20 protein-coding genes are annotated in these 18,783 nt (G+C 42.9%); 12 read left to right on the forward strand and 8 right to left on the reverse strand.

The features are described 5' to 3' along the window. Nucleotides 1-25 precede the first annotated feature (25 nt). Together KOE27_RS03375 and KOE27_RS03380 are read right to left on the reverse strand one after the other, a co-directional pair. On the reverse strand, nt 26-994 hold the full coding sequence (locus KOE27_RS03375; RefSeq protein WP_215237433.1) for a DivIVA domain-containing protein: 969 nt from the start codon (nt 992-994) through the stop codon (nt 26-28). Between the two features lie 104 nt (nt 995-1,098). Further along, nucleotides 1,099-2,001: a WD40 repeat domain-containing protein gene (locus tag KOE27_RS03380; protein WP_215237434.1), complete on the reverse strand. Its 903-nt coding sequence runs from the start codon at nt 1,999-2,001 to the stop codon at nt 1,099-1,101. A 41-nt stretch (nt 2,002-2,042) separates the two neighbouring features. Here KOE27_RS03380 and KOE27_RS03385 point away from each other — a divergent pair, with 41 nt between their 5' ends. Continuing rightward, nucleotides 2,043-2,672, forward strand: coding sequence for a 4'-phosphopantetheinyl transferase family protein (locus tag KOE27_RS03385; protein WP_215237435.1), 630 nt, complete (start codon nt 2,043-2,045; stop codon nt 2,670-2,672). A 1-nt stretch (nt 2,673) separates the two neighbouring features. Here the strand turns inward: KOE27_RS03385 and KOE27_RS03390 are convergent, their stop codons facing one another. Next, complete coding sequence (locus tag KOE27_RS03390) at nt 2,674-3,522, reverse strand: transglutaminase-like domain-containing protein (RefSeq protein ID WP_215237436.1); 849 nt, start codon at nt 3,520-3,522, stop codon at nt 2,674-2,676. Nucleotides 3,523-3,734: 212 nt separating this feature from the next. Here KOE27_RS03390 and galE point away from each other — a divergent pair, with 212 nt between their 5' ends. The 7 genes from galE to KOE27_RS03425 are packed head-to-tail and all read left to right on the forward strand — an operon-like array spanning nt 3,735 to nt 10,676. Beyond that, nucleotides 3,735-4,754 (forward strand): UDP-glucose 4-epimerase GalE, encoded by a 1,020-nt coding sequence (gene galE, locus KOE27_RS03395; RefSeq protein ID WP_215237437.1) that lies wholly within the window; start codon nt 3,735-3,737, stop codon nt 4,752-4,754. Beyond that, entirely contained in the window at nt 4,751-5,806 is a 1,056-nt protein-coding gene (gene rfbB / locus KOE27_RS03400; RefSeq protein ID WP_215237438.1) for a dTDP-glucose 4,6-dehydratase, read from the forward strand. The genes galE and rfbB overlap by 4 nt, the downstream gene beginning before the upstream one ends. A gap of 2 nt (nt 5,807-5,808) precedes the next feature. Then, nucleotides 5,809-6,675, forward strand: a complete 867-nt coding sequence (gene rfbA, locus KOE27_RS03405; RefSeq protein WP_215237439.1) for a glucose-1-phosphate thymidylyltransferase RfbA — start codon at nt 5,809-5,811, stop codon at nt 6,673-6,675. A gap of 36 nt (nt 6,676-6,711) precedes the next feature. Next, nucleotides 6,712-7,353 carry an O-methyltransferase gene (locus KOE27_RS03410; protein ID WP_215237440.1) on the forward strand — a complete coding sequence of 214 codons (642 nt, stop codon included), beginning with the start codon at nt 6,712-6,714 and terminating at the stop codon, nt 7,351-7,353. Between the two features lie 30 nt (nt 7,354-7,383). Beyond that, nucleotides 7,384-9,771, forward strand: coding sequence for a LysM peptidoglycan-binding domain-containing protein (locus KOE27_RS03415; RefSeq protein WP_229252621.1), 2,388 nt, complete (start codon nt 7,384-7,386; stop codon nt 9,769-9,771). Between the two features lie 4 nt (nt 9,772-9,775). Then, nucleotides 9,776-10,360 carry a DUF3109 family protein gene (locus tag KOE27_RS03420; RefSeq protein ID WP_215237441.1) on the forward strand — a complete coding sequence of 195 codons (585 nt, stop codon included), beginning with the start codon at nt 9,776-9,778 and terminating at the stop codon, nt 10,358-10,360. Then, nucleotides 10,329-10,676 carry an MGMT family protein gene (locus KOE27_RS03425; RefSeq protein WP_215237442.1) on the forward strand — a complete coding sequence of 116 codons (348 nt, stop codon included), beginning with the start codon at nt 10,329-10,331 and terminating at the stop codon, nt 10,674-10,676. The genes KOE27_RS03420 and KOE27_RS03425 overlap by 32 nt, the downstream gene beginning before the upstream one ends. A gap of 47 nt (nt 10,677-10,723) precedes the next feature. Here KOE27_RS03425 and KOE27_RS03430 read toward each other — a convergent pair whose 3' ends face one another. From KOE27_RS03430 to KOE27_RS03440, 3 genes are all read right to left on the reverse strand, one after another. Further along, complete coding sequence (locus KOE27_RS03430; RefSeq protein WP_215237443.1) at nt 10,724-11,119, reverse strand: hypothetical protein; 396 nt, start codon at nt 11,117-11,119, stop codon at nt 10,724-10,726. 239 nt (nt 11,120-11,358) lie between these two features. After that, on the reverse strand, nt 11,359-11,937 hold the full coding sequence (locus KOE27_RS03435) for a hypothetical protein (protein ID WP_215237444.1): 579 nt from the start codon (nt 11,935-11,937) through the stop codon (nt 11,359-11,361). 255 nt (nt 11,938-12,192) lie between these two features. After that, entirely contained in the window at nt 12,193-13,656 is a 1,464-nt protein-coding gene (locus KOE27_RS03440; protein WP_215237445.1) for a sodium:solute symporter, read from the reverse strand. Nucleotides 13,657-13,763: 107 nt separating this feature from the next. Here KOE27_RS03440 and KOE27_RS03445 point away from each other — a divergent pair, with 107 nt between their 5' ends. Genes KOE27_RS03445 through KOE27_RS03455 form a run of 3 tightly spaced genes read left to right on the forward strand, consistent with a single transcriptional unit; the run spans nt 13,764 to nt 15,425 of the window. Then, nucleotides 13,764-14,039, forward strand: coding sequence for an ATP-dependent Clp protease adaptor ClpS (locus KOE27_RS03445; protein ID WP_215237446.1), 276 nt, complete (start codon nt 13,764-13,766; stop codon nt 14,037-14,039). 27 nt (nt 14,040-14,066) lie between these two features. Beyond that, complete coding sequence (gene recR, locus KOE27_RS03450) at nt 14,067-14,687, forward strand: recombination mediator RecR (RefSeq protein WP_215237447.1); 621 nt, start codon at nt 14,067-14,069, stop codon at nt 14,685-14,687. Nucleotides 14,688-14,714: 27 nt separating this feature from the next. After that, nucleotides 14,715-15,425, forward strand: coding sequence for a superoxide dismutase (locus tag KOE27_RS03455; RefSeq protein WP_215238359.1), 711 nt, complete (start codon nt 14,715-14,717; stop codon nt 15,423-15,425). A gap of 173 nt (nt 15,426-15,598) precedes the next feature. Here KOE27_RS03455 and KOE27_RS03460 read toward each other — a convergent pair whose 3' ends face one another. Together KOE27_RS03460 and KOE27_RS03465 are read right to left on the reverse strand one after the other, a co-directional pair. Then, nucleotides 15,599-16,228 (reverse strand): hypothetical protein, encoded by a 630-nt coding sequence (locus KOE27_RS03460; RefSeq protein WP_215237448.1) that lies wholly within the window; start codon nt 16,226-16,228, stop codon nt 15,599-15,601. Between the two features lie 58 nt (nt 16,229-16,286). Further along, complete coding sequence (locus tag KOE27_RS03465; protein ID WP_215237449.1) at nt 16,287-17,399, reverse strand: hypothetical protein; 1,113 nt, start codon at nt 17,397-17,399, stop codon at nt 16,287-16,289. Between the two features lie 904 nt (nt 17,400-18,303). Between KOE27_RS03465 and KOE27_RS03470 the strand changes: the two genes are divergently transcribed. Next, nucleotides 18,304-18,552, forward strand: a complete 249-nt coding sequence (locus tag KOE27_RS03470) for a helix-turn-helix domain-containing protein (RefSeq protein ID WP_215237450.1) — start codon at nt 18,304-18,306, stop codon at nt 18,550-18,552. The last annotated feature ends 231 nt before the right edge of the window (nt 18,553-18,783 follow it).

Raw genomic sequence — 18,783 nt, forward strand, 5'->3', positions numbered from 1 at the left:
GGTGAGAAAATAATTGATTCCTGGATCAGATCTGATCAAAGAAGGAGCCGCCGCCGTTTTTCTTGGGGGTGCTGGTATCCGGCGTACGGGGTCTGTTAATGGCCGGTGAAGCGTCCCGTGCTTTTTCTGCGCTCCGGTGCATTTCTTCCAAAGCCTCATTTGCTTCTTCGGCTGCCGTTTTTTTCCTGTTTTCGATCGGTATCGCAATCTCGGAAATGACGGGTTCCGGCGCTTTATAGGCTGGCTCCGGTATAACAACTGTTTCTTCGGGTTCCATCTCTTTTTCTTCTTCAGCAGGATGTTCAGGAGCAACAATTTCCAGAACAACCTCATTTTTTTGCTCTTCAACGATTGGGTCCGGTTCTACCGCAGCAGTCTCTTCTTTGGGTGCCGTAAAATAAGCGGCCTTTTTGGGAATTTCGATCTCCGAAACATGCTGTCTGATTTCTTCCATACGGTTCAGAACGGACTCCTTGTCATATTTCTGCTCAAAGCGTTCTACGGTATCCATTGTATTATTAGCCAGGGAAGAAAGCTGCACCACAAGGTTATCCCTGAAATTTTCAATAGCCCGGAAATCTCTTTCCTGCAATTTAATCTCAGCCGCAAATTCCTCCTTGAAGCGTTTTAATTTTTCTTCGGTTTCCCGGATAATCTGGTTGGTACGGGCTTCGGCTTCTGCAATCATTTCGTCAGACCTTACCTTGGATTCGTCAATCCGTTTGTCCGCCGCGGCTGTTGCCTCTTTCTCAATCTGGCGGCTCGCATCTTCAGCCGTTTTTAAGGTCCTGAAAAGAGTGGTTTCTATATCTTTTAACTTGGCAAGTTCTTTCTCAGCATATTCCAGTTGCATTTTCAGCAGGTTGTTCTCGCTGGTATAGCGCTCCCATTCCTGCGACAGGGAGTTTAGGAATGCGTCCACAGCATCCGGATCATAACCCCTGAAAATCTTTTCAAACGTGTGTTTACGTATGTCTATAGCGGAAATTTTCATGCTGTTATTTATGCTTTGGTACTGGTTTAAAAAAGGATGTGTAAGTTAAAGATATAAGAATCATATTTCAAAGTATTTGCCAATATAACCATTTTAAAAGTACGCTAGCGGTCCACCTCCCATACCGAAATCATCCGGTCATCACTGCATGATACGAGCTGATTCTCATAGCTTGTCCATAATAATTTGTTAACGGAAGTTCCATGCCCGGCGTGTCTTGCGCGGTCAATTATTTTTTTTAGCCTGAAAGTTTCAGCATCCCATATCTTGATCGATTTATCCATGCTGGCAGTCGCAAAAAAACGGGTATCCGGGCTGTAAGTGATATGGTTGATGGCATACATATGCGCCGGAATATCCATGATCTGCTGATAATGATCTGAAACATCCCATACCTTCAGATAAGCGTCCCGCCCGGAAGTGAGGAGGTACCTGCCGTCAGGGGAATAACATACCGTGAACACCGAATTGGAATGTGCCATCAGTGTTTTTTTTAATTGAAATCCGTCCGAATCGAACAGATGGATATTGGATTCACTGTCTCCAACGGCGAATTCGGAGCCCATGGGATGTATGGCGATGCTTCGGATACTTTTGTTGCTGACCTTTATGTGCTTTTGTACGGACAGCGTGGGAATGTCCATCACAAGAATTACACCGTCGCCAAGTGCAATAAATGCCTTCGTTCCGCTGATTTGTATGTCAAAAATTGCAGCGGCGGTAATTTTTGAGGTTTTCTCGATCCTATTGTTTATTGTATCCAAAATCTGGATTCCTTCGTAATTTTGGCCAATCCAGAGAGACGCGTTCGTTGGGTCATAACAAAGTGAATACACCGAAACACCGGCGCGGGCTACCAGGTCACCGAGGTCGGGGCGGGTAAGGTTCCAGCGGATAACGTAACCATCACCGCCGGCGGAATAAAATCCATGTTCCGAACGGTCGGGAACAACGGTATAAACACTGTCGCGATGGCCGGAAAAAGTATCTATTTTGCGAATATTCATAAGTTTGGTATTTCTCACAAAGATTTAAAAACAGAATAATTATGCCGCTCGTTCATTCCGAAAAGCTGGAAGGCAACACAACATTGTTTCTCTGGAAACTGGATGAGGGTGAGGAGGAGCTCAGAGCGCGCCTCGGTTCCAAATATAACCTGGAAGATCTGGAGTCCATCACCCATCCTCAGAAAATAAGGGAATGGCTTGCCAGCAGGCTGCTCATCCAACTGCTGGTTGAAGGAAATGAAACAATTTATGAAGGAACGCAGAAGGATGAACACGGCAAGGCTTTCCTGGTGAATAACAATCATCATATTTCTCTAACGCACACACATGACTATGTGGCTGCCGTAATCAACCCGGATCTGCCCGTGGGGATTGACATGGAAAAGGTTGATTACAAATTACAACGGACCGCCAATAAATACCTTTCCCCGGAAGAGTATGCTCATGCGGACGGTGAGCTGAAAACCTTATGCATTTACTGGTGTGCCAAAGAAGCTTTGTATAAACAGTATGGAAAGAAAAAGATCAGTTTCAGAGATGCTATCCATGTAGCGCCTTTTGATTCAGGTGACACCCAGGTAAATGGTTTTTTGAGAGACGAGGAAATATTTATCACAGCCAGGGTTTTTCTCCGGTGGTTTGATGATCACTGCCTCGCTGTTTCGTGCTGATTTATACTTCGTCCTGATTATCCAGGGTTGACTTGAGAATTTTCTCGATCTCAGTCATTTTTTCATGCTCACTTGTCTTTTCATAAGACAGGATCAGATTCCTCAGAACCCGCTGGATAATTTCCAGATTGGTGCAAGGCTGATAGAACATTTCCTTAGGTTTGATGTTCAGCTGAGCAATGTAATGGTCGATATCCGTTTTGGAAAAGATAATTCCACGACTGAATACATTGATATAAAACTGCGCTTTTTCGCTCTTATACGTGAGAACAAACAGGTTGGGGAGGTTGACGCCATACACAGGTAACCCCAGTTTCCGGGCAATGAGCAGATAAATGACGCAGAGCGTAATGGGATTTCCCCTGCGGTTTTCCAGAACCACATTGATCATGGAATTAGACGGAGAATGGAAATTTTTAGTATTTGCCGCAAAATTCATGGGTCCGAAAAAGATGCTGTTGATCCGCTTGATCTGATCCACCGCATTCATTTCTTCCTTAAACTGAATCCATATATCGTAGTATAACTGTTCAATTGAACTGGCCAGTTTTTCCATGGTAAGGTCGGGGTAGTGGTAGGTCGCCAGTATCCACATCCCTTCCAGCAGGTCAAGCCCGCCGCTGTTTTTCCATTGCACCAGCCGATCCATCATAATGCTCAGCTGGAGTTCGTGGATCAGTTCCTCTATCTTACGTTGTATATTCGGATTGAAGCTTTCTTCCCATTCCGATTCCAGAAATGGGATAATACTTCCTCCTAAGGACAAGATTCTCCCCTCAACATGCTCGCTCACTTCGTGATCTTCATCGTCGAGCAAGGATACCAGCGCTTTTATTTCTCTCTTATTCATAATCCTCATATCTGCTTTTACCAACGAACGGATAAATAAAAACATTTTTTTTTTATGGACGTCAAATTTTCTACTTTTGCCCGGAAAAAATTGCAGTTTGAAGAGGTATATCCGTTACGTCGTCAGATATAAAAAATGACTGGGATGCCGGATAATTAAGGTTTTAACTAAAAAAATATCTATTTAGACATCTTTGATTTAACAGACACTATATGAAAATTCTTGTAACAGGCGGAGCCGGATTTATTGGTTCACACACAGTGGTGGAACTTCATAGTGCAGGATTTGAGCCTGTAATATTAGATAACCTCTATAATTCAAACCGAGAGGTACTCAACGGTATTAAGCAAATAACAGGCAAAGATTTTCCTTTTTATGAATTAGACTGCAATGATATTGAAAAGGTAAGAGCGTTATTTGAAAAGGAGCAGTTTGACGGCGTTATCCATTTTGCTGCCTACAAAGCAGTAGGGGAGTCGGTTGAAAAGCCCTTGAAATATTATGAAAACAATATCAACTCCTTGATGGTACTTCTTAGAGTAATGGAGGAGTTTAAAGTAAATAAATTTGTTTTTTCATCTTCCTGTACCGTTTACGGACAGCCGGATAGCCTGCCTGTAACAGAGGACACCCCGCGTAAGCCGGCCACTTCTCCTTACGGGAATACCAAGGCCATTGCGGAGGACATCATACGGGATCATGTTCATGCGGGGCCCGGACTCAGGGCAATTTCTCTGCGGTATTTTAATCCGATTGGTGCGCATGAAACCTCTCTGATCGGCGAATTACCGAACGGCGTACCCAGCAATCTGGTACCCTTTATCACACAGACAGCGGCAGGTTTACGTAAATCCCTGACGGTTTTCGGGAGTGATTACGACACGCCGGACGGCACCTGTATCCGTGATTTTATCCATGTCGTTGACCTGGCCAAAGCACACCTTAAAGCACTTCTTTTATTGAAAGATGTTTCTGATGAAAACTTCTATGATGTTTTCAATGTAGGAACAGGAGAAGGATATACAGTACTTAACCTGATCAGGACTTTTGAAGAAGTTAATAATCTTAAATTAAATTATACCATCGGGCCGCGCCGTGAGGGTGATGTTGAGAAAATATACGCGCAGTCCGACAAAGTGAATAACGTAATGAAATGGCGCGCCGAAAAAACAATGGCAGAAGCCCTTCGGGATGCGTGGAACTGGCAACTAAAATTAGTAAACACTTTATGAAGAAGATTTTGATTACAGGAGGAGCCGGTTTTATCGGCTCTCATGTTGTACGCAGGTTTGTGCTGCATCATCCTGAATACCATATATATAACCTCGATGCGCTGACCTACGCGGGTAACCTGGAAAACCTGCGGGATGTTGAAAACGCTCCCAATTATACTTTTGTAAAAGGAGATATCGTAGATGCGTCTTTCATCGACAGTTTAATTTCCGAAAATGATTTTCACGGGATTATCCACCTTGCGGCGGAAAGCCATGTGGACAGGTCGATCTCAGATCCAATGTCTTTCGTGATGACCAACGTGGTGGGTACCGTCAATTTATTGAATGCCGCCAAAAAGGCATGGGCAGGTGACATGGCCGGAAGGAGGTTCTACCACGTTTCTACGGATGAGGTATACGGTGAACTGCACGATCCCGGAACATTCTTCCTGGAAACCACCAAATATGACCCGCGGTCGCCTTATTCGGCTTCTAAAGCCTCTTCGGATCACTTTGTGAGGGCCTATCACAATACCTACAAACTCCCTGTTGTAATATCCAATTGCTCAAATAATTATGGCCCTAATCATTTTCCGGAAAAGTTAATTCCGCTCATGATCCATAATATCCTCAATAACAAACCGCTGCCAGTATACGGCAAAGGGGAAAACATCCGTGACTGGCTTTTTGTGGAAGACCATGCAAGAGCGATTGACGTGATTTTCCATAAAGGTGTAAACGGGGATACTTATAATATCGGGGGGCATAATGAATGGACGAATATTGACCTGGTGAAGCTGTTATGCGGCCTGATGGATAAAAAACTGGGCCGGGCAGAGGGTGAATCCGCTGCGCTTATTACCTATGTTACAGACAGAGCAGGGCACGATCTGCGGTATGCCATTGATGCAACGAAATTATCCGAGGAATTGGGCTGGAAGCCTTCGCTTCAGTTTGAGGAAGGCCTGGAACGGACGGTAGACTGGTACCTGAATAATAAAGAATGGCTCCATAACGTCACCTCCGGAGAATATAAAGGATACTACGATTCAATGTATGTTAACCGATAAACATGAAAGGAATTATTTTAGCCGGCGGTTCCGGCACAAGATTACACCCGCTTACCCTTGCCGTTAGCAAGCAATTGATGCCTGTATACGACAAGCCCATGATTTATTATCCTTTGTCGATACTCATGTTATCGGGGATCAAAGAAATACTGATCATTTCTACACCCCATGATCTTCCGCATTTTGAGAAACTGCTGGGTGACGGTAGCCGCCTGGGTTGCTCTTTTTCCTATGCCGTTCAGCCGAGCCCGGATGGCCTTGCCCAAGCATTTATTATAGGTGAAGAATTCATCGGGAATGATAAAGTGGCGCTGATCCTGGGAGATAATATTTTTTATGGCTCTGGTCTTTCCAAATTACTGCAGTCGATCAACGATCCGGACGGGGGAGTGATATTTGCCTATCAGGTGCAGGATCCGGAACGTTACGGCGTGGTGGAATTTGATGCAGAAAACAAGGTAATTTCTATTGAAGAAAAACCTGAAAAGCCCAAGTCCAATTATGCAGTTCCTGGGTTGTATTTTTATGATAATGATGTAGTTGAGATTGCCAAAACAATCCCTCCGTCGCCCAGGGGCGAACTGGAAATCACTGACGTCAACAGAGTGTATCTGGAAAAAGGTAAGCTGAAAGTGGGCGTCCTCAACCGGGGTACGGCCTGGCTGGATACCGGTACTTTCCAGTCGCTAATGCAGGCTGGGCAGTTTGTACAGGTAATAGAAGAACGCCAGGGATTAAAGGTGGGATGTATCGAGGAGATTGCTTACAGAATGGGCTTTATTGATGCAGAGCAGCTCAGAGAAATAGCAAAACCATTGGTAAAAAGTGGTTACGGAACCTACCTCGAGCGCATTGTTGCCAATTCCTGACACTGAGCCAATTGATTTTATCTGATAAATTTCAATATGAAGTTTATTTCTCCTGATATTGAAGCATATTGCGAATCTCATACTGATGAAGAAAGCGATCTGCTGAAAACATTAAACAGGGACACCTATGCCAATGTACTGGCACCCAGGATGCTTTCTGGCCAGCTGCAGGGAAGGTTCCTGTCGATGGTTTCCAGAATGGTGCGGCCGGAACGTATCCTGGAAATTGGTACCTATACCGGTTATTCAGCCATTTGCCTCGCAGAAGGGCTCGTGACTGGGGGAAAGCTGATTACGGTGGATATCAACGAAGAGCTTGAAAACCTGGCAAATGGTTATTTTAGTAAATCAGCATTTGCATCACAAATTGACTACCGGATCGGCGATGCACTCGAAATAATTCCTACGCTGACTGAAACTTTTGACCTGATATTTATTGATGCGGATAAAATAAATTATCTTGCATATTATCAATTGTGCCTTCCCAAGGTACGAAGCGGTGGATTTATTATTGCGGATAATGTTTTGTGGAGCGGGAAAGTCCTGGAACAGAAAGGGAAAATAGATAAGGATACCCAAGCGTTATTAGATTTTAACCGAATCGTAAACGAAGACCGCCGGGTTTCTAACATTCTGCTTCCAATACGGGACGGATTAATGGTACTCCAAAAATTATAGGTCTCCAAATTGACAACCATTTTATTTTTTATGACTTCTGTTTACACCTCTAAGCTTAGAGAACTGGGGCTGACCATCACATTTTTCCTGCTGATTGCAGCCAGGGTAATGGCCCAGGAAATCCCCGAAATACCTTCAAGTGTATCTTTTGGTGGGGTCACCGTTAAGTTTGACAGAAATGCTCAGAATATTATTGAAGAGGACATTAAAAGCCTGATGGGCAATAAAAAGTTCTGGGAAGAGAAAATGGACCGTGCCATTTTGCACTTTCCCATTGTCGAAGGTATTCTGATGGACGAAGAGGTGCCCATCGATTTTAAATACCTGGCAGTTCAGGAAAGTTCTTTTAAGCCGGACGTTGTTTCGAGCTCCAACGCAGTGGGATACTGGCAGTTTAAACCGGAAACAGCAAGAGAACTTAATTTACGGGTTGATGACGAGGTGGATGAACGTAAGAATATAAGTTCTTCAACCCATGCCGCAGCCTGGTATCTCAAAAAAAATAACCAGCAATTCAATAACTGGGTTTCAACACTGTATTCGTACTATCTGGGTGCTGGAGGGGTAAAAAAAATAGTACCGCCGAACTGGACTTACGCAAGAGAAGTAACGCTTACAGGAAAAACTGACCGCTATGTACTTCGGTTTTTTGCGCATAAAATAGCGCTGGAGGCGGGTATCGAACGTCATCGGAGTGCGAATACGCTAGTTCTTTTTGAATCCGAAACTGGCAAAGGGCAGACATTTGATGAAATTGCCCGGTCGCTCGGGGTGAATGTACAGGATCTTCAGGCTTATAACCGGTGGTTTAAAGGAGATCGGGTACCTTCCGACAGGGAGTATTATATGATCATTCCGAGTCCTGCCAATCAGGCGTCGGCAGTAAGAACGAGGTTGTCGTCACCCGTTGCGGCTAGTCAGCCGGAAGAAATTGTGCGTCCTTATGAGCCAACGGGCTTTCCGGTGTTAAAAGTTTCAAAGGAAATGTCGGAAAAAAACGGCCATACCTTTTATCAAATCAATGGCTTGCCGGGTATACAGGCGAAACAAGGAGACAAACCCAAAACGCTTGCGAGTGAAGGAAATCTCAGAGCGCCCCGCTTTATGCGACACAATGATATGCTTCGGGATATGGCGCTGGTTCCGGGAAATATATACTACCTGGCTAAGAAAAATAAAAAGGCAGCTACTCCTTTTCATACTGCCCGTCCCGGTGACACCTGGCATGGCGTTTCGCAACAGTATGGGATCAGGCTGGTGAATCTTCTCAAATACAACAGAACCATTAGCAGAAACTTTCCTATTGAAACGGGACAGGTATTGTGGTTAACTAAAAGGAGACCAAGAAAACAGCCTGTTGAGATTGTGCCACCGAAATCTACCACACCTGCACCAGTGCCAGCAGAGGAGCCGGTAATTGCAGCTGCACCCGCTCCTGTGGTTACACCACCTGTGGCAGAACCAGCCGTTTCCGTTCCCGAAAAACGATCGGGAAGAAAGAAATACAAACCTGTTCTGGTAGAAAATAAGGACTCGGGAAAGGGAAATCAGTCTTTTGAGAGCGAGCCATCTGCGTCGGGAAATGTTCCGCCCAACGAGGCCGACCGGTCTGCCGGCGGTTCAAAAAGCCAGTCAACAAACGACAGGGTAGTAATTATAAATCAGGACAATCCTTCGGCGCCAGCCAGTAACCCTACCCTATATACCCGTTCCGAATCTTCCAAATCAGCTAAATCACCTCAGTCAGGCAAGCCTGACGTACCGGTGGGCTCCGGCCGTACAGGTAGTGCGGCAGCTTCCGCACCTCAAATGCACCAGGTTGCTGCTGGAGAGACTTTATTCAGTATTTCACGTAAATACAATGTTCCTGTGAGGGAGCTGTTGGCAATCAATGATATGACAACCAGCAGTAAGCTTGTTACCGGACAACGGATTAAGGTACCCCAAAGCGCAGGTGCACCAGAGGCGGGTACTGAGCTTTTAGCGGTGAAACCGGAAGTGAGGCCTGTTAAACCTGCTGAGGCTGCCAGAGCGCAGGAATCTGAGGCTATAAAAACGGTTGAAGCAGGTTCGGACTTCCATATTGTACAACCGGGGCAAACCTATTACAGCATTTCCAAAATGTACGGCTTGAGCGTAAATGAATTGTTAGCCATTAATGGACTAAGGAATACCGAACATTTGGAAGCAGGCCAGAAATTGCGCGTAACCAAAGAAGAAGGCTCTGATGCAGTACCTTCAAGGTTGTCGTCGGCTGTTTCCAATACCGATGCCCTGATTCATACTGTTGCTGCTGGCGAAACTTTGTTCGGCGTAGCTCAGCTCTATAAAACATCGGTGAATGAGGTGAAAAAACTGAACAATCTTTCAGGGAATAATGTGGTGGTAGGACAAAGACTTAAAATTCCTCAACGCTAAGATCATGATTTTAATAGATAATACCTGTATTAGTGATGATATTGAAGATCAGTTCTTTGTATGTGATCTTGATAAGTGTAAGGGAGCCTGTTGTGTGGAAGGTGATTCAGGCGCTCCTCTGGACGAAGAAGAACTGACAGTTCTCGATGAAATTTATGATAAGGTAGCGCCCTATCTGTCGGAAGAGGGAAAACAGGTAATTGCCCGGGAGGGTAAGTATACAAAGGATTGGGATGGAGATTATGTAACGCCGGTGATCAACGGAAGGGAATGTGCTTATGCTATTTATGATTCAAAAGGCATTCTCAAGTGCGGTATTGAAGAGGCCTATAATGATGGCAAAATAAGTTACAAAAAGCCTGTTTCCTGTCATCTTTATCCGATAAGGGTAACTAAGTACGAGCAGTATCACGCACTTAACTATGACCGTTGGGGAATATGCAGCCCCGCTTGTGATTTGGGACAAAAACTGGGTGTGCCGGTTTATCAGTTTCTGAAAGAACCACTGGTCAGAGCTTATGGGCCGGAATGGTACCAACAATTAACGCAAGAAATAGATGAACGTCGGGCAGCCAGAGAAGAAGCATAATGACTTTTTTCAAAATGTTTATGACGTTGTACGCCTTATTCCTGCCGGAAGAGTTACCTCTTACGGTGCAATAGCGGCGTATCTGGGAAGTAAGGGAGGAGCACGGATGGTGGGCTGGGCGATGGGAAGCAGTTATACCGAACATGGAATACCGGCTCACAGAGTTGTTAACAGAGAAGGTGTTCTGACGGCTAAAATGCAATTTAGAACACCGACCACGATGCAGGAATTGCTAGAAAAGGAGGGGGTTATCGTAAAAAACGATAAAATACAAAACTGGAAGGAAAGGTTCTGGGATCCTGAAAAGGAGTTATAATTACAGCAAAGAGCTCCGTTTGCCGGAGCCCCTTGCTGTAAGATGTTTTAGTTGACAGCGATGAACCTGGTATTGTCGGTTTTTAGCTGTATTTCCTTGGTGATTTTTCCTCCTACTGAAGTTATTTCAAAAGTATATACGCCGTCGGCCATAGTTTCCAGGTCGAAAACCCGGCGATACTTTTCTTCATTCTGACCAACTGATTCGGTGTAATACACCATGCCAGATTTGTCCTTTAAATAAATATTCAATTTTCTGTCGCTGTCGTTGTCAATCGCCAGTTTAACTTTGCTGGTACCCTGTACCTGAAAAAGACTTGCAGCAAATTTTACATTTTTTTTCCCTTTGTCAGCAGTGGTATCAGCATTGGCATTAGAAAAGGAAAACAAGGAAAGAGAAAGTGCAGCGGCACAGAACAGGTTTGAAATTGATTTGATTTTCATGACTATAGATGTTTTAAATTTTTGGTCTCCGATTATCCGGACAACTTAATATATAAAAAACAATATGCCAGACATCCGAATGATTACAGATATCTCCCATATTGTTTTTTGTAACTAAATGAAAATCAATTTGTTGTAATCTGTTTGAGATCGAATGGCACAAGGTTAGCCAGCCGTTTAACTGTTCGTTTGCGAACACCGTTTTCTGATTACGAACAATTTTAGGAAGTCATGCAACTTTAGATCTTGTTTTTACCTCGGCTCTCATTAGCGATTTTCTGAATCAGCGGAAGACGATTAGCAGGTATCAGATTTTTGTAATCCCAGAAAGCGGTAACACATACAATTTTCCATTGCCCGTTAATTTTTTCCATGAGGCGTACTTCTTTACTGTGGTGAAAATTCTTTTCTTCCTGGTCACTATTGAACTGGTCCCAGGTAAGGTAGGCAACGTCATCACCATAGAATTTGTAAATCATGTTTTTTCGTTCGACTTTGGGGTGACTGGAAACAGGTTCAGGGTTTTCGGCTATGTATTTTCCGATCTGTTTATTAATGTCATCCCAGCCAACGTTGGAGTCAAAGGTGCCATCGTTGTTGCTCCATGCCTGAAAAGCATAATCAGTTTGTGCATAATTGGATTTCCAGGCTTCGTAATTTCTTGCAAAAAAGGACTCGGTTTCATTCTCGATCACAGTTTTAATAGCTTTTTTTTCACTTTCGAGATGAGCTTCCTGCATTTTCTTCTCTTCGTCGGCATTTTTGCCGCAGGACCAGAACAGTAGTGTAATGGTTACAAAAAATGATAGTGTTTTCATTTTGTACAAAGTTTAGTTTGCTAAAAGAATAATTCAAACTCACTGCACCCAAACAAACATCCATCAAATAATCTTCAGAGGTATCTCTGAATTCGCTTATAAATTTATCATAAAGTTAATATTTTTTTGTATTTATAAAAGTAAATAGGAATATATTTCGTGCCTAACCACGGACGCGTTTTACATGCCCGCTGAGCGTAATAAAAAAAGCGCCCTTTCAAGGAGCGCCCCACTAAATAGTGCAGGTGATACTGGCTACAGACGGGCCACGCTATGTTGACTTTTACCCTTTAAAAGCCACAAGCCGATAAAAGTGATGAGTCCGTTAATGATCAGCCTTTCAAAGCCGAATTTGTATCCATTGAACCACTCAGCCGAATGATCACTGATAACATAGGTTATAACAGGGGCGGCAATACATACCAGCGGTACCCACTTATCCAATACAGGCCTGCGCATAAAGGCCCCGAATGAAAATAGCCCCAGCAACGGGCCGTAGGTATAACCTGCGAGGTCAAAAACGGCCGTAATGACTTCTTTGCTGTTGAGCTTGTTAAATACCAGAATTACCAGATAAAAAACTACCGAAAAGCCGATATGTACCCAGAATTTGATAGCAGACCGTTTCCCCTCTGGACGTTTTTCAATATCCATAAAGTCGATACAGAACGCTGTTGTAAGGGCGGTTAGTGCAGAGTCGGAGCTGGCATAAGTGGCGGCCGTAATGCCCAGTAAAAACGTAATTCCCACCACAATTCCCAAATGATTGAGTGCCAGCATAGGATAGAAATCGTCCGTTTTGGCCGTAACCGGTATACCCTGTGAGCTGGCATATACGTATAGCAATGCGCCCAGGGACAGGAACAAAAAGTTAACGATTACGAGCACAACCGTAAACCAGAACATGTTTTTCTGCGCTTCTCCGATATTTTTACACGTAAGGTTTTTTTGCATCAGGTCCTGGTCCAGGCCGGTCATGACGATGGCAATGAATACCCCGGCAAAAAATTGTTTGAAGAAATTCTTCGGATCGTTTGTGTCCCAGTAAAAAATCTGAGCATACCCGCTGTCCCGGACCGTTTCCCAGATGGCCGCGGGGCTTCCCAGGTGCAGTTCCTGAGAAACCAGCACAATGGTCAGTACAACGGCTGTGATCAGGAAAAAGGTCTGTAAGGTATCGGTCACAATGATGGTTTTGACTCCCCCTTTGAAAGTGTAAACCCATATCAGAAAGATGGTGATGGCAACGGAAATTTCAAACGGAACACCGAGCGGCTTAAACAAAGCGATCTGCAGAACCTGTGCAGCAACGTACAGCCTGACCGCCGACCCCACCGTCCGGGACAGGAGAAAAAAGGCAGAGCCCGTTTTATAGGACCAAAAACCAAACCGTTGTTCGAGATAGGAATAAATGGAAATAAGGTTGAGCCGGTAATAAAGCGGCATAAGTACCGTGCCGATCACCAGGTATCCCAGAATGTAGCCGAGTACTACCTGAAAGTAAGAAAACTGTATGTTTGCTACTGCACCGGGAACCGACACGAAAGTGACACCGGAAAGCGACGTCCCGATCATCCCGAAAGCAACCAGGTACCAGGGAGACTGCCGGTTGGCCGTAAAAAAAGTATTGGTGTCCGCTCCTCTGGAAGTGTATATCGAGACAGTGATAAGCAATCCAAAATAGACGACCAGTATGAATAACGCTATGAGTGGGTTCATTAAAAGTGGATTAATTTGAAACCGGAAGGTATTAAAAGAAGGTACTAAAACTTCCGATACTCTTTGTTTTTGATTAGATTTGCTAATCAAACAGAAATTTGGTTGTTATGCAAGTCCTGATAGATACAGACGAAGAAATTCTGGAGAAAACCGTTGAAACGGATATTAAAAAATTGGTGATTTACAATGATGATGTCAATACTTTCGATTGGGTAATTGATACACTCATTGAAGTTTGCAACCATTCCAGCGAGCAGGCAGAGCAGTGCACAATTATTATACACTACAAAGGCAAATGTTCCGTGAAGGAAGGTGAATTTGAGGAACTGGTACCGATGCGAAACGAGATATGCAAAAGAGGGATATCAGCAGAAATTCATTAATACTCCTTACTTTTTTAAACTGCCTTCATGAATTACCCCTCACGTCTTATTGAGGATGCCGTAAGTGAAATTTCCCGTCTTCCGGGAATTGGCAAGAAAACAGCGCTACGTCTGGCATTACATTTGCTGAAAAGAGAAGAGGCGCAAACCTTGTCTCTTTCGGAAGCGCTGGTGAATATGCGTACCAAAACAACTTACTGCCGGAAATGTCATAACATCGCGGATGACATCTTGTGTAATATATGTGGCAATTTTAAAAGAGATCAAACGATTATCTGTGTAGTTGTTGATACCAGGGACGTTTTGGCAATAGAGGCAACCAGCCAGTATCGTGGGCTATACCATGTTTTGGGCGGTATCATCTCCCCCCTGGAGGGAATAGGTCCGGCCGATCTGAAAATTGATTCTCTCCTGGCTCGTGTTGATCCGGAAGGCTCGGAGGAAACGGACAAGGTGCAGGAGATTATTCTTGCATTGAGTCCAACCATGGAGGGAGATACTACGGCATTCTATTTGCAGAAGAAATTAAAACCTACCGGAGTGAAAGTGAGTACCATAGCACGGGGCGTTCCTATTGGCGGAGATCTGGAATATGCCGATGAAATCACCCTGGGGCGGAGTATCGTGAGCCGGGTGGCTTACGATTGATTGCTAAATTTTAACAAATTTCAAATGATGAATAGAAAAGAATTTTTGCGTACAATGGCTGGTGGTACATTAGGTGTTGCTGCGTTGGCTGATGTAGCTTTTGCTGGTTTATCCAATGTTTCATCTCTTGAAACGGCTCCTTTTAAACAAGCTCCGCTTCCTTATGACTTTGCTGCTCTGGAGCCCAGCATCGATAAAATGACCATGGAAATTCACTATGGCAAGCATCATGCAGCCTATGTTAAAAATTTGAATGACGCTGTAAAAGGTACCGAGTTCGAGAAGAAATCTTTAGAAGAAATTATAAAATCCATTAGCAAAGCGCCAACAGCGATCCGCAATAATGGAGGCGGGCACTGGAACCATACCTTTTTTTGGGAAGTAATGGGCCCAAAAAAGGGAGGCGCACCCAAAGGAGCCGTAGCCGATGCAATCAATGGGCAGTTTGGTTCTTTTGATAAGTTCAAAGAGGAATTTGGCAAGGCAGCTACCACCCGCTTCGGATCGGGGTGGGCCTGGCTGGTTGCAAAGGGAGGAAAACTGGCTGTGGGTTCCACGCCCAATCAGGATAATCCTTTAATGGATGTCAGTGACGTGAAGGGCACGCCAATTTTGGGCCTTGATGTCTGGGAACATGCTTATTACCTGCATTATCAAAACAAACGTCCGGATTATATCAAGGCGTTCTGGGATGTTGTGAACTGGGATGTTGTAGCCGAGAAATTGAAAAAAGCCTGATGGGCTCTTATGGATAGAGTTAAAGTAAGAGGGGGTCTCATTTTAATTTGGGACACCCTCCATAACGAAATGTTAAGACTTCCAATTTACCCTACTGATTGAAAGTGGTTTTTTGATTCTCAGTGCTTATATTTTGTAAATAATCGTCTCCAGATTTATTAATATACTGAGGTCTAAAAGCGTTTTCCAATTGACAGTAAAAATTGTGGAAATAGAACATCACCATTAGTGTCCAGTTGAAGGCCTGTGATCGCACCGATTGCGCAATTATTTGTAAAATTATGCCTGGCAAATATTTGTAAGGTTCCTCCAGCTGACACTATCCGTTGCGGTTCTGTATTTCGATTAATTCTTAGTGGCAATGGATATCCCGTAAGTGCCGGGAATAGAATCTCCCTGTCGTCCGCTAAGGAGGAGGATTGGAAGCGCACTAATAGACCTGCCTTACCGCCCATCTCAAATTTGTTAGTTCTCAAAAAGTAATACCCTATTTTTCCTGCAACCTGTACGGCTGCGATGGTATACCTATATGATAAATCTTGTTCGGGCAAATTGTCTATTTTTACTTTCAAGATGTCAGCACCATCATGTATAGTAGTGGCCAATTCGGTTGACCATAAAAGTCTTTGGCGAAATATCCTTTCATATTCCATACCTATCATCAGGCCATAGCTGTCTCCTGTGCCAAGCTTTGCAAGCCCAATACTACTACTTATGATTTTACGAGGAAATGGTTGAATACTTTGGCTAAGCGATGACTTTACTATGAATAGGCAAACGAAAAGTATTTGTATTTTTCTCATACGCTCATTTTTATTTCGGTACCGGACTCGTTTCCGGCGCCACCAATATATGCATTGATTAAAATCTCCTTTTAAAATTCATGAAACTTATTTGATATACCTGAGTTGCTGGATCAGTAAACTGAACCATTGAAAGTCCAAAGTTATTGTCATCAGACCCATGGTTCACTGTGTAGGATAGCGCGGGAAGTCCATTGGAAGAGGGGACCGAAACTGTAGTGGAGGAGGTCCCCCCTCCATCTCGTTCCCACCAGTTTTCGATCGTATAGTTGCCCCAATTAATAGGATTCCAGTTTCCAACTGAGTGCCCAATTTCGTGCCATACCTGATTTCGGAAGTTTTTCCGTTTAAGTTTTCCGAAATCGCGATTTGAGATCTCCACATTATTTGCACTGCAAATTATTACCTTAAATTCCAGTTTTCCAGACGTCCAGTGTTCTATCGAGTTTAAGTCAGTTACTTGAATGATACCTCCATATTCCGCACCGCCATTAACCCTTGCACTGTTTTGTTCAACATTTTCATCAGTACCGATTACATAAATGTCATTTTCCCAAGCATATTCTTCATCCACCTTTTGAACAAAAAACCAAACACCGCTATAAGGAGATTGAATCATATATCCATTTAAAGCAAGTGGTGGAGTGTCGGGGAAGTAGTCTGATGAAGTTCGACCGCCAGCATCTGCACCGGCAGTGATTGCATCTGCTTGAAGTACGGCAAGAGGTTCTGTTGTTACTACTTCTGATACTCTCGCGGTGGAATTCTCAACCATACTCTCTTCTATTGTTTCAGCTCGCGGATAGAAAATAAGTGGTTCGTTGTAGTGAACTAAGGGTCTTATTTGCCTAATAAGAGCCTCAAGTCGTTGCATAGGAGCTTTATATTCTTCTTGGTCTTTATATTTTGCGATAATATCTCTAATATAAACGTTGTAATCGCCATGCTTTTGTTTTAGGCATTCTTCCAATACGAACTGTCTAAATTGTTGTTCTTTGGCTAAGGACAAAACTTCAACCATGACCTTTAGTTGGAGTTCTCGTAGAGGGCTATTAACAATTTCAAGCGGATTGTTGTCCGTTTTTTGAACCACGTGCATCTCATTCTGGCAATTTGTAAGTAATCCTGCGAGGAGGACTGCAATCGATAAAGGCTTTAAATTTTTTGACATAGCTGTGTGAATTGAATTATGAATAAATGAAACTTTCAATATAAAAATTTCTTACTGGTCAGGAATTAATTTTGCGTTATTTTAACGTTAATTCGGGGCAATAATTTCTCTTTTTTTATAAATCAGGTAAATATTGATATATTTATTTATCTACATTTAAGTACTATAATCAATGGATTTCCATTTTTTTATTAAGTTAATATACCGAATATTTTTGCGTTGTAAACGATCCTTATCCAAAGAAATCAAAGATTTGAAGCGGGTACATTTAGTCCCGGATAAGCAGCCTATAAACCTGACGTTGAGCATCTCGGACTCTGAGATATTGACAATTTTAGTTTGTTTTTATTTGAGGGCTTATAGAACCTTTTAGTATCAACAGGTGGTTCTGGGTCATTGGGCGGATTTATTTCTAATTCTCTGTCTTACAAAATGTATTTTTGAAAGACAGAGAGGTTGTTTTATCGTTTTAGCTTTATTCTTCAAAGAAAATATTTAGAAAAGTGTTCTGTAATCAGTCTATCGTTGTTTTCCGAGCTTCATTCTGTTCTGAATATCAGTACTACTCATCAAACTTCAAAACGAAGTTTTAAAATGCATCCTGAAATTTTTAGTTTTTTTCGAAAGCTAAATATTTTATATAATTACTATCGTTCAAAAACTTCGTGGTATCTACATCCAAGTTAAGCCGAGTAAGTTACTTCTATACCCAGATCGAGTCTAACCTGCGTATCTTTTTTATAATACGCAGAACTAAATTGTTTATTGGTCAAAATTAATTTTACGAATCGCAAACAACAATTTATTCAGGTTGTGAAATACAACTTCTCATGTTGTATTTCACAACCTGTGCAGTCAACAATTATTTGAGTTTTATCTTGTAACAGCCGTTAGGTACCTAAGTATGGAGGATTTTTATAAAACATTACGTCCCATCAGAACTTTAAGGGGAATGAAGCAACAGGAACTTGCTTTTTTATTAAATGTCAGGCAGCAATCAATTAGCAAGATGGAAATAGGACTGATAAAGATCAGTTCCCAAACGGCTAAAAAGATAGCTGTTCATTTTGGTTTTGAAACCAAAGAGGATATGTTGAATTTTTATATGTCCTTGTTCAATACACCTCTTGAAAACAAGAAAGAGCACGAATAGGTTTTCCTTCTTCTCGATCTTCGGCAACATTTATAGAACTAATTTAAGAGGATGTTTGGGATTTGAGTGAGAAGAACGAGGGGCGTGCCATCGTTGCAGTGACTAAATATTCAAGACTTGATTAAAAGGTATGTTAGACTAATGGCACGTGCCATTTCGCTATCCTGAGTGGATAGGCAATTTCGGGATTTCTAATTCGAAAACTAAAGGAAATATGATTTAAAATCGATT

This window comes from Dyadobacter sp. CECT 9275 (genome assembly GCF_907164905.1).
GTDB classification, from domain to species: domain Bacteria; phylum Bacteroidota; class Bacteroidia; order Cytophagales; family Spirosomataceae; genus Dyadobacter; species Dyadobacter helix.

Excerpts from the sequence above, each read along its gene's own strand:
- KOE27_RS03410 (WP_215237440.1), top strand. The coding sequence starts at position 6,712 with ATGAAGTTTATTTCTCCTGATATTGAAGCATATTGCGAATCTCATACT.
- KOE27_RS03390 (WP_215237436.1), bottom strand. The coding sequence starts at position 3,522 with ATGAATAAGAGAGAAATAAAAGCGCTGGTATCCTTGCTCGACGATGAA.
- KOE27_RS03375 (WP_215237433.1), bottom strand. The coding sequence starts at position 994 with ATGAAAATTTCCGCTATAGACATACGTAAACACACGTTTGAAAAGATT.
- KOE27_RS03440 (WP_215237445.1), bottom strand. The coding sequence starts at position 13,656 with ATGAACCCACTCATAGCGTTATTCATACTGGTCGTCTATTTTGGATTG.
- KOE27_RS03465 (WP_215237449.1), bottom strand. The coding sequence starts at position 17,399 with ATGTCAAAAAATTTAAAGCCTTTATCGATTGCAGTCCTCCTCGCAGGA.
- rfbA (WP_215237439.1), top strand. The coding sequence starts at position 5,809 with ATGAAAGGAATTATTTTAGCCGGCGGTTCCGGCACAAGATTACACCCG.
- KOE27_RS03470 (WP_215237450.1), top strand. The coding sequence starts at position 18,304 with ATGGAGGATTTTTATAAAACATTACGTCCCATCAGAACTTTAAGGGGA.
- KOE27_RS03415 (WP_229252621.1), top strand. The coding sequence starts at position 7,384 with ATGACTTCTGTTTACACCTCTAAGCTTAGAGAACTGGGGCTGACCATC.
- KOE27_RS03385 (WP_215237435.1), top strand. The coding sequence starts at position 2,043 with ATGCCGCTCGTTCATTCCGAAAAGCTGGAAGGCAACACAACATTGTTT.
- KOE27_RS03435 (WP_215237444.1), bottom strand. The coding sequence starts at position 11,937 with ATGAAAACACTATCATTTTTTGTAACCATTACACTACTGTTCTGGTCC.
- KOE27_RS03445 (WP_215237446.1), top strand. The coding sequence starts at position 13,764 with ATGCAAGTCCTGATAGATACAGACGAAGAAATTCTGGAGAAAACCGTT.
- KOE27_RS03455 (WP_215238359.1), top strand. The coding sequence starts at position 14,715 with ATGAATAGAAAAGAATTTTTGCGTACAATGGCTGGTGGTACATTAGGT.
- KOE27_RS03425 (WP_215237442.1), top strand. The coding sequence starts at position 10,329 with ATGAACGTCGGGCAGCCAGAGAAGAAGCATAATGACTTTTTTCAAAAT.
- galE (WP_215237437.1), top strand. The coding sequence starts at position 3,735 with ATGAAAATTCTTGTAACAGGCGGAGCCGGATTTATTGGTTCACACACA.
- rfbB (WP_215237438.1), top strand. The coding sequence starts at position 4,751 with ATGAAGAAGATTTTGATTACAGGAGGAGCCGGTTTTATCGGCTCTCAT.
- KOE27_RS03460 (WP_215237448.1), bottom strand. The coding sequence starts at position 16,228 with ATGAGAAAAATACAAATACTTTTCGTTTGCCTATTCATAGTAAAGTCA.
- KOE27_RS03380 (WP_215237434.1), bottom strand. The coding sequence starts at position 2,001 with ATGAATATTCGCAAAATAGATACTTTTTCCGGCCATCGCGACAGTGTT.
- KOE27_RS03420 (WP_215237441.1), top strand. The coding sequence starts at position 9,776 with ATGATTTTAATAGATAATACCTGTATTAGTGATGATATTGAAGATCAG.
- recR (WP_215237447.1), top strand. The coding sequence starts at position 14,067 with ATGAATTACCCCTCACGTCTTATTGAGGATGCCGTAAGTGAAATTTCC.
- KOE27_RS03430 (WP_215237443.1), bottom strand. The coding sequence starts at position 11,119 with ATGAAAATCAAATCAATTTCAAACCTGTTCTGTGCCGCTGCACTTTCT.